The sequence below is a fragment of the Candidatus Schekmanbacteria bacterium RIFCSPLOWO2_02_FULL_38_14 genome (assembly GCA_001790855.1).
In the GTDB taxonomy this organism is placed as follows: domain Bacteria; phylum Schekmanbacteria; class GWA2-38-11; order GWA2-38-11; family GWA2-38-11; genus 2-02-FULL-38-14-A.
In genome coordinates, this window is record MGDH01000020.1 from 20083 (window position 1) to 29766 (window position 9684).

The 9684-nt window shown below is 34.6% G+C and carries 8 protein-coding genes; 4 read left to right on the top strand and 4 right to left on the bottom strand.

All coding sequences use genetic code 11. The features are described 5' to 3' along the window. Window positions 1–194: 194 nt before the first annotated feature. Window positions 195–1172, bottom strand: a complete 978-nt coding sequence (locus tag A3H37_12170; GenBank protein OGL49975.1) for a hypothetical protein — start codon at window positions 1170–1172, stop codon at window positions 195–197. Window positions 1173–1268: 96 nt separating this feature from the next. On the opposite strand from A3H37_12170, the gene A3H37_12175 reads away from it, so the two are divergent. Further along, window positions 1269–2015, top strand: coding sequence for a hypothetical protein (locus A3H37_12175; protein ID OGL49976.1), 747 nt, complete (start codon window positions 1269–1271; stop codon window positions 2013–2015). Window positions 2016–2021: 6 nt separating this feature from the next. Here the strand turns inward: A3H37_12175 and A3H37_12180 are convergent, their stop codons facing one another. From A3H37_12180 to A3H37_12190, 3 genes are read right to left on the bottom strand one after another with little or no spacing between them, the layout of a single operon-like run. Further along, window positions 2022–3230, bottom strand: a complete 1209-nt coding sequence (locus A3H37_12180; GenBank protein OGL49977.1) for a hypothetical protein — start codon at window positions 3228–3230, stop codon at window positions 2022–2024. Window positions 3231–3235: 5 nt separating this feature from the next. Next, entirely contained in the window at window positions 3236–5662 is a 2427-nt protein-coding gene (locus tag A3H37_12185) for an endopeptidase La (GenBank protein ID OGL49978.1), read from the bottom strand. A 1-nt stretch (window position 5663) separates the two neighbouring features. Beyond that, complete coding sequence (locus tag A3H37_12190) at window positions 5664–5864, bottom strand: DNA-directed RNA polymerase subunit omega (protein OGL49982.1); 201 nt, start codon at window positions 5862–5864, stop codon at window positions 5664–5666. A 275-nt stretch (window positions 5865–6139) separates the two neighbouring features. On the opposite strand from A3H37_12190, the gene A3H37_12195 reads away from it, so the two are divergent. From A3H37_12195 to A3H37_12205, 3 genes are all read left to right on the top strand, one after another. Then, window positions 6140–6646, top strand: a complete 507-nt coding sequence (locus A3H37_12195; GenBank protein ID OGL49979.1) for a gamma carbonic anhydrase family protein — start codon at window positions 6140–6142, stop codon at window positions 6644–6646. A 34-nt stretch (window positions 6647–6680) separates the two neighbouring features. Further along, on the top strand, window positions 6681–7154 hold the full coding sequence (locus A3H37_12200; GenBank protein OGL49980.1) for a hypothetical protein: 474 nt from the start codon (window positions 6681–6683) through the stop codon (window positions 7152–7154). Window positions 7155–7242: 88 nt separating this feature from the next. Then, a complete protein-coding gene (locus tag A3H37_12205) occupies window positions 7243–9510 on the top strand; it encodes a hypothetical protein (GenBank protein OGL49981.1) in 2268 nt (755 codons plus the stop codon). Window positions 9511–9684: the final 174 nt, after the last annotated feature.

Consider the following 9684-nt stretch of genomic DNA (forward strand, 5'->3'; position numbering starts at 1 on the left):
CAGTAATTTTTCAGTTTTATTCAGATGTTAAAGCCTTTATAAAATTCAATACAAAATAAAATCTAAATGAATAAATGAAACTTTTTGATATTTGATAATTTGACATTCATTTGTTGGGTTTGTTTCATTGATTACAGGCTAAATCCTGCGGTTGCCACTTTTTTCAAACGGGGGAAATTGCCTTACTGTATAAATCACTGACTAAGACTTTCACTTTTAATAATTTCATCAAGTGTTCCAAATTTATCACGGTTTGTAAAAAAGAAAATAGCTCCAATAATTACAGCAAACCAGAGAGTGCATGCCCTGATTATGAAAGTTGCAGCTACTGCTATTGGTCTTAATACTTTTAACAGAATAAGAATTCCAGTCATGCTGGTTTCTGTTGTTCCGATTCCTCCCGGCAACATACTCAGGGCGCCGACAATGGTGGCAAAAGAATAAATGAAGGCAGAATTGAAGCAGGAAACCTGGCTTTTTAAACCGAGGAGAACAAGATAAAAAGCAAGACATTCACAAAACCAGGATAAAATGCTTATAATAGTAGGAAAGAAGAGGTTTTTCAAAGCCAGCAGACTTGAGGCGCTTTCATAAGCCCTTTCTACTTTTACTGCATGTTTTGAAACTAAGGGCAATTTTTCAACTACAGTTATTATTTTTAAAAACAGGGGTTCAATTCCAAGAACGATAATGATTCCAAAAATTACCAGGATAGTAAAAGTTAATATCTTTATGCCAAAGTGAAGAGAGTAGGCTCCTGCAGCAGCAATAGCACATAAGCCCAAAAGGTCTGTTACCCTTTCAGCAAGGATTATTGGCGAGGATTTCGTAATAGGTGTTAAATTTATTTTTTTTAGAAGATAAGACTTCAGCACTTCTCCAAATTTCCCGGGCGTAACCGCCATAATGAGTCCTGACATAAAAATTATAAAACTGTTTTTCTTATCAACAGGGATTTTAAGAATCTTAAGGTAATGGTCCCATTTCCAGAATCTTAAAAGATAATTAAGAAAAACCAAGAAAAGTATTAAGGGGAAATAAAACCAAGAGAATTTTTTGAATGCTGATAACAGATTTGTAAAATCAGCATAAACTGTGAGAACTGCAAATACTAGGGCAGATAGAATTAGAGAAAATAAAAATTTAAATTTTAAATTATTGCTGAATCCCATAAATCTTGGCTTGACCTTCAAAAGAGCTGTTGCTATAAACTAATCTAATTTGTTTGTATAGGATTCGGAACTAAAATGCAACCCATTAAAAGATGTTTGCTTTTAAAGAAAATTTTGAAGGATATAAGGTCTAATAAGAAAAAAGCTGTTGCTTTTATCCTTTTATTTTTGTTTTTGAATTCTTCATGTGGCTCAAGCAAGTACAGATATCTTGCCCTTAGTCCTCTTGAACAGACTCAGAGAAAGGCTTATGAAGATTATGAATCTGTCAAGAATGATGACATTGAGATAAGAGTTGCGAGAAGACTTCCTGATTTAATTCTTAAATCTTTAAAGACTTTAAAAAACGAGAATGAATATCAGGAAGCAAAGAGTGTTCTGAAAAGAATCAAAAAGGCAAATTATACAATTTTTTTATTAAGTGTGGTAAACGACAAGAATAAAAAAATTGTAATTGATCCACAAAAGCTGGTTTTAAAATTCTTTGGAGAATTAACTGAGAAAGAATTTAATCCGGTGAAACAGAAAGATTTCTATGATCTTACAAAAATAAAAGCAGATGGCACAGATAATTTGAACCCTAATTTTCTTATATCTTCCAAACCAACAGAAATCAGCGGGAATAAAGAGTTTTTTTTAGTTTTTCCGTATGAGATTAATGATGAACACATGACCAGAATTACCTTGAAAGATGTTTTAATTGATGAAAAAGAATATAATTTTGAATATTTCTTTTACAGCGCTAATAAATACGAAAAGGCAAAAAGGATGGCTCAGTATACCGGAATGGTTATGGGTGGAGTCGCTCTGATTGTAGTCGGCATATCTGCATACACTAACTAAAGTCAATCAGGCTGTAATTTTAAACATAGGAAGATAGTATTTTTCAACTATTCTGTCCCAATTATACTCTATTTCAACTTTTTGTCTTGCTGCGATTCCCATCCTGTAGCACAAATCAGGTTTTTCTAAAAGCAGTTCAATTTTGGAAGCCAATTCGTCAGAATTTTCTGGAGAAAAAAGAAAACCATTACAGCCATCATCTATGATGCTCAGAAGACCTCCAACCTTTGAAGCTATTACAGGTTTTCCGCAAGCCATCGCTTCAACAGCAACAATTCCAAATGGTTCCAGCCAGATTGAAGGGACAATACAAATATCTGCTTTATGGTAGAGGTTTGGGAGTTCTTTTTGTGTTAGCCAACCTGTTGATTCTATGAATGGCTCTTCAAACTTTTTCTCTGTTGTGACAAGTAGTTTAAATATCTTGCCTTTATCGTGTAGTTTCTTGCAGGCTCTAAGCAGGACATTGAAACCTTTTTGAGGGTCATCAATTCTTCCTGACATCAGGATTATCGGTATGTCTGATGTTATTTTATTATCACTAGGCTTAAAAAGAGTGGTATCCACACCAGAAGGAATTACCATACAACTCTTGTTATACTTTGATGCAATCTCCTTTATAAACTCGTTATAAACTATAATTTTGCCAGCACTCTTTAATCCTTCTTTTATAATTCCTGAAAATCCGGGAAGAAAAGCCAGAGATGTAAGAAAAGTATGTGCAGCCATCCTTGGCTTGTACTTTAAAAGCCACATGGTGGTGCACCTGAGACAATAAAGCGGAGTGTCAAGAAAGCAGTGAAGACAAATTGAACCATCTTTAAAGAATGTTCCGTAGTCTTTTATGCAGAAGCTGTCATATGTATAAAACCTTAAAATCGGATTATATTTGCCCAATGCCCTGACAACATATGGCTTTATATGCTCACCATCAGCAATGAATACATAGTCCGGGGAGAATTTCTCTAACGCTTTTTTGATTTTTATTGGAACATGGAAGAAATTGTAATTGAAGCGATTGAATGGAATCAGTTCAATATTCAAAGGAATCGGTTCAAGGATTTCTCCTCTCGGATAGTATCTTGTAAAATGAGGGACAAAGAGTTTTACTTCATGGAATTTTGCAATTCTTGAAAAAACCTCTTTCAAATCTACTCTGGAACCTCCGTCAGGGGGCCAGTTGAAAAGTAAATCTACTACAGCTATTTTTGACATTCTGGTCAGGTGTAAAGGATGGCGGGTTCCTGTTTCTGGTTTTCTATTTCAGTTTCTTTTTCAAGGGCGATTTTAACTGCCTCATCAATTCTGGATATAAAATGGTACTGCATGTCATTTTTAATATTCTCAGGAACATCTTCTAAATCCTTTTCATTGTTTTTCGGAAGAATGATTCTTTTGATTCCTGCTCTTCTTGCAGCCAAGACCTTCTCTTTTATCCCTCCAACCGGAAGCACCATTCCACGCAGTGTTATTTCTCCTGTCATGGCAATATCACTCCTGACTCTTTTTTCTGTAAGCAAGGAAAGAAGGGCTGTGAAAATAGTGATTCCTGCTGAAGGACCATCTTTTGGAATTGCCCCTGCAGGAACATGTACATGAATATCGCTTTTTTCATAGAAATTTTCAGGTATATTAAACTCTTTTGCCTGAGATCTGACATATGTTAAGGCAGCCTGGGCTGATTCCTTCATAACATCCCCAAGCTGGCCTGTCAGTGTGAGATTTCCTTTGCCGTTCATCCTTGAAGCTTCGACAAATATTATATCTCCACCGGTTGAGGTCCATGCAAGACCAGTTGCAATACCAGCCCTTGAAAGTCTTTCTGCAATTTCTGAGAAGAATTTTTTTGGACCAAGATATTTTGATAAAATATCAACATCTATTTCAGCTTTCTCAATTTTACCTTCGGCAACGTCTGTTGCCACTTTTCTGCAGATTGTTGCAATCTCTCTTTCAAGGTTCCTCAATCCTGCTTCTCTAGTATAATCTCTGATAATTGCTCTCAGTGCATTATCGCTGAAACCAAGATTTTCTGTTTTTAAGCCGTGCTCTTCTATCTGTTTTGGAATTATATGTTTTTTTGTTATCATAAGCTTTTCTTCTTCTGTATATCCAGGAATGTCAAGAACTTCCATCCGGTCAAGAAGGACTTTCGGGATTGATTCCAGCACGTTTGCAGTGACTATGAACATTACCCTTGAAAGGTCAAAGGGAACATTCAGGTAATGGTCAGAAAATGAAAAATTTTGCTCCGGATCCAAAACCTCAAGAAGTGCTGAAGACGGGTCACCTCTGAAATCAGAGCCGAGTTTATCAATCTCATCAAGCATAAAAACAGGATTTTTTGAAGCAGCCCTCTTTATCCCCTGAATTATTCTTCCCGGCAGAGCTCCAACATAGGTTCTTCTGTGCCCTCTTATTTCTGCCTCATCTCTTACACCCCCTAAAGATATCCTTACAAATTTTCTGCCAAGAGCTTTTGCAATTGATTTTCCAAGCGAGGTCTTACCAACCCCGGGAGGACCTGCAAAGCAAAGGATAGGTCCTTTCTTATCAGGTTTCAATTTTCTTACAGCCAGATATTCAATTGTTCTTTTTTTGACTTTATCAAGATTATAATGGTCTTCATCAAGTACGTCTCTGACATTTTTTAAGTCCATATTATCTTCACTGTGAAAAATCCATGGCAATTCTACAAGCCAGTCAAGATAGGTTCTTGATACTGTATATTCTGCTGATGAAGGGTGTATTTTTGATAGCCGGTTTAGTTCCTTCATTGTCTCCTCTTCCACTTCCTTAGGCATCCCGGAGTTTTTTATCTTCTCCCTTAAATCCTTTATTTCTCCAGTGTCATCACCGTCCTCGCCTAATTCTTTTTTTATGGCTTTAAGCTGTTCTCTTAAATAAAATTCACGCTGAGCCTTTGTAACGTTTCCGACAACATCAGAATGAATTTTATCTGCCATTTCAAGCGCCTGAAGTTCTTTATTAAGAAAAACTGAAACTCTTTTTAGCCTCTGTTTTACTTCCAGAGTCTCAAGAAGTCCCTGTTTTTCTTCAATTGAAATGTTCAGATTTGAAGCTATCAAATCAGCTAATTTTCCAGCCTCGCTAATATTCTCAATAATAAGGGTCAATTCATTTGGCAAAGTTTTTGATAAACTTATGGCTTTTTTTGCCATATCTTTTAAATTTATCAAAAGGGCTTCAGTTTCAATATCCTTGCTCAGCTGGTCTTCCAAAACTTCAATTCTTGCTGAATAATAAGGTTCAATTCTCACAAATTCTTTTACTCTTATTCTTGTCAATCCCTGTACTATTACACTGAGGCTGCTGGCACTTAGATTTGAGGTTTTTATTATAGTCCCGACAGTTCCGATAGTGTACATGTTCTCTTCTTCGGGGTCTTCAATTCTGCCGTCTTTTTGAGCTACAACCACAAGCATCTTTTGTGATGCGATTGCTTCTTTTACCAATTTAACAGATTTTTCCCTGCCAACTACCAGCGGCATAACAGTGTTTGGAAACATTACTGAGTTTCTGAGAGGTAACAGTGGTAATTCTTTGGGAATAAGAGAGTTTCCTTTATTCCCATTTTTCTGTTCATTAATTTTGTTTTTGAATATAGAAAACTTTAGCTTTTTCATACTAATCTTCGTTTTCGTCAGTTTCTACACTGGCTTTTCCCTCTGCTATTTCTTCAAGCGCTATTATTGTTGGTTTACTTCTTTTGGTTTCAACTAGCGGTTCAAAGCCTGCCCCAAGCTGGCGTGCCCTTCTTGCAGCAAGGACAACAAGAAGGTATCTATTTTTGATCTTCTCTATACTTTTTTCAACTATTATATCCATATCCATTTGCCGTGCTTCCTCCTTTTTTAAAAATTGCAGGTATAATTTTAAGTCAAGTATTTAATAATAACCTTATTCCTTATAATTTCAACAAAAAATATTGTCTTAAGCATTTTGTTTTTACCATTACTATAAATATCTCTTTATGGAAAGATTACTTTTTTGTAAAATAAATTCAAGCATAAGCCTTGTCAGCTTAAGTCTTTTCTTGACCTTTTGTTTTTAAAAATCGTATAAAAGTCCATATTTTAATTCAGCCAGTTAATTGATAGCAAATGATAATCAAATATAAAGATATTGAACCTGTAATACACCCAAGCGTTTTTATTGCAGGTTCAGCTAATATCATTGGAAAGGTTAAAATAGACGAGTTTTCAAGCCTGTGGTTTCAGACAGTAACAAGAGGGGATGTGAATTTCATATCTATTGGTAAAAGCACAAATATACAGGATGGGGCAATGCTACATGTTACCACAGACAAGTATCCTTTAATTATTGGAGATTATGTGACAGTTGGGCACGGGGCAATGCTACACGGTTGTACAATCGGGGACTGCTGTCTTATAGGAATGGGTGCAATCGTCCTTGATGATGTGAGAATTGGAGATGGCTGCATTATTGGTGCAGGTTCAGTTGTTCCTGAACATTCAGTAATTGAACCTGAAACCCTTGTTCTTGGAATTCCGGCAAAGCCAAAAAGAAAGATAAGTAAAAAAGAAATAGAGGAAATAAAAGTTTCTGCTATCAACTATGTTGAGCTTGCAAAAAAGTATAAAAGATAACAGCCGGTAAAATAAAATTACAGGAGGAATAAAAATGGCGAATAAGACTCCTTTTGTAGAGAAACAAAGGGATATACTGCTTGAAAGATTTGGATTAGCACTGCCTGATCTATATGAAAATTTAAAGGTTGTCTGCGGCAAGAATGAAGGTGAAAGGATTTTTAAGGCTATTGCTGAAGAAAAATTTAAAAAGAATTTACTGCCAAAAATAAAGGGGATTGACATTAACGTTCTTATGAACAGGGAAGAGGGTTTGTCATCACCTTTTGACTGGAAACTTAAGATTGAAGAAAAAACAGAAAATGGGGAAAAGGTCTGGTATGAAACCCTTTGGAATTGCCCGCATTTAAAAGCTACACAAAAACATAATTTACCTTCTCCCTGTGAACCTGTCTGCTATACTGACTTCTGGCTCTTAGAGAAGTATGGAATCCTAAAGGCTAAACTAGTTTCTCACATTCTTGAGGGCGCAGAGGGTTGCTGTTTCAGGGTTATGAAGGTAAAATAAAATAGGCTATTATATATTTCTCAGTGTATTGGTTTATTAGCAATTTTCCTACACTATTCTTCTGCAATGAGAAAATGGTGATGATAAGATGAATGACAAAAAGAAGTGTATACTTTTACTACTTATTTTTATTTTTAGCTTCCTTGCCGTAAGGCTCCAGATATTAACATCTAGAATCTTCCTGACTCAATGGGAAGAATTATACTCTGGCACAATTACAAGAGAGATTTTAAAAGGGCTTAAGATGCCGCTTTTTGATTACCAACCTAAGCCCTTTCTCGGAGGACCTTTAATCTACGGAATAATAGGAGTCCCTTTTTTTAAACTCTTTGGAGACTCATATTTTTCTCTTAAATTAATTGGACTTACCTTCTCTCTGGGAAGCCTCATTATTTGCTTTATCTTAATAAATAAACATTTCGGGCTTAAAGCAGCAACCCTTACCTCTCTGCTTTTTATCTTTTCTCCTCCACTTTATACTGAGACAACCCTTACAAGTTGGGGTAGTCACTTAGATTCAATTTTTTTCTCTCTTCTCACAATTCTTACTTTCTTTCAGATATTTTTCAAAAGACAAGAAGATCCATCTAAAGATAAGGAATACAACTTTTTTAGCCTATTTTTCTTTGGTTTAATATCGGGGTTTTCCATATATTTTTCATATATGTGCTTTTATTCTTTTCTGACATGCCTCTTCTTCTGGTACATCTTTGATAAGAAGTTTTTCCTTAGAAAGTATTTCCTAATATATTGCTCATCCATTCTGATAGGATTTAGTCCATGGCTATATTACAACATAACTCATTCATTCAGGGGTATAGATATAATTGCAAAACAAGGGATTGAGGGAACTGTAAATAGAATAGACTTTTTTGCTAAATTAATAAGATATTTTTCATTCGATCTCTCTTACATTCTAAATTTTCCACAAATTAAAATACCTGGCATCCCCAATTTTCGTTATTTTTATTACTTGATCCTGTTAATGTCATTATTTTTTGTAACATGGGAAAGCAAAGATACCTTTAAGAAGATTTTTAAAACCTTAGTCTCTGTCCAAAAAAAACACCGAATTTCTTCTGTAGAAATATGTAAGGAAAGTTTTTTTATCGTAGCATTTATTCTTTTTACTTTGATATATCTTTTCTCTGGATTTGAAACCCTGTTAGCTGATATTGACCCATTAGTAGGCCATAGATACATAATCCCTCTTTTCCCAATCTTTTTCATAATCATAGCTCTTTTTATTTCAAAATTAACAGATAATAAAAAAACAATTAAGAAAATTTTTGGTTATGGAATACTAATTATATTACTCATCTTAGGTGCATTCAGCAATAGCAGGATTGGCTATCGCGAAGGTATGACCTATTTCGATTTAGACGGCTTTTCATATACCACCCTTGCTTTACATACCTACTACAGGTTTGGAAATGACTTCAAAAAATATGTAGAGCAAGGGGAAAAAATGGATCCGGACTACAAACATTTTTATTATCTTGGATTAGGAAAAATTGTTAATGGAAGAGGGCTTGTGTGGGAAAAAGGTTTTGAAGAATATAAGATTTTTGAAAAATGGATAAGTAAGATTGATATCATATATCAATCTTATTATTATGAAGGGATAGGTTTTGGTGTTGGAGAAGATATAGTTTACAATCAATATAAAAAACCTTTTTTTGCTTTAAATAAAATCCCTGGAAAAAAACGATATTATGCATATTTAGGGGTAGTACGTCTATTGGAGGAAAAAAAACTACCTAAAACAAATATATATGAATTAATAAAAGTAATTGATAGAAAATATAGGAAGTTTTTTTATCCTATATGGGGAAAGGAAGTTCTGGAAAAAAGTGCAGACTTTGAAAAAACTATTGCTTTTGTAGAGGGTTTGGAAAAAGAGGAAAAGGAAGGAGTTTACAAAGGGTTAGGAATTAAACTTTTTAGTAGATCAGATTTTGACATAAATAGATTTACTAAAATAATAGAGCCCTTCCCAAAGAATTCCAGAGGTTTCCTCTACGAAAGTGCAGGAGAGGAAGTTGGTTTTTTAAACAAAAACCATATTAGCAGGATTCAGGATATTATACATTCCCTTTCTGAATCTGAGAAGCAGTCAGTCTACAAGGGAATTGGAAGATTTGCTGCAGAAAGATATGGTTTCAGCTTTAAAAAATATTCTGATTATATTCAAGAAATAGCCCCTCGCTACAGAGTTTACTGTTATGAAGGAATAGGAGCTCAAATTGCTCTAAGATTTGGAGGCAATCCTGAAGCAGCTAATTTGATAATAAATGAATTGCCGGTAAATATTAGACCTTCTATTGAAAGAGGGTTTGCAGAAGAATTAACATAAACACGTTTAATGCCATTCTCTTGGACACTTGAATATTCTCTCCTTTCATATTCTATTAAAATATATTAATTTTTCTGAGGATTTTCTGCTGACGCTTTTGTGTTAAGTTGACAAAACCTCAAGATAAAATAAAATTATTGAGTTAATTAGATATTAATAATAATATAATGTTTA

What these genes read in the sequence shown, in the direction of transcription:
- A3H37_12170 (OGL49975.1), bottom strand. Translation starts at nt 1,172, where the DNA reads ATGGGATTCAGCAATAATTTAAAATTTAAATTTTTATTTTCTCTAATT.
- A3H37_12180 (OGL49977.1), bottom strand. Translation starts at nt 3,230, where the DNA reads ATGTCAAAAATAGCTGTAGTAGATTTACTTTTCAACTGGCCCCCTGAC.
- A3H37_12185 (OGL49978.1), bottom strand. Translation starts at nt 5,662, where the DNA reads ATGAAAAAGCTAAAGTTTTCTATATTCAAAAACAAAATTAATGAACAG.
- A3H37_12190 (OGL49982.1), bottom strand. Translation starts at nt 5,864, where the DNA reads ATGGATATAATAGTTGAAAAAAGTATAGAGAAGATCAAAAATAGATAC.
- A3H37_12195 (OGL49979.1), top strand. Translation starts at nt 6,140, where the DNA reads ATGATAATCAAATATAAAGATATTGAACCTGTAATACACCCAAGCGTT.
- A3H37_12200 (OGL49980.1), top strand. Translation starts at nt 6,681, where the DNA reads ATGGCGAATAAGACTCCTTTTGTAGAGAAACAAAGGGATATACTGCTT.
- A3H37_12205 (OGL49981.1), top strand. Translation starts at nt 7,243, where the DNA reads ATGAATGACAAAAAGAAGTGTATACTTTTACTACTTATTTTTATTTTT.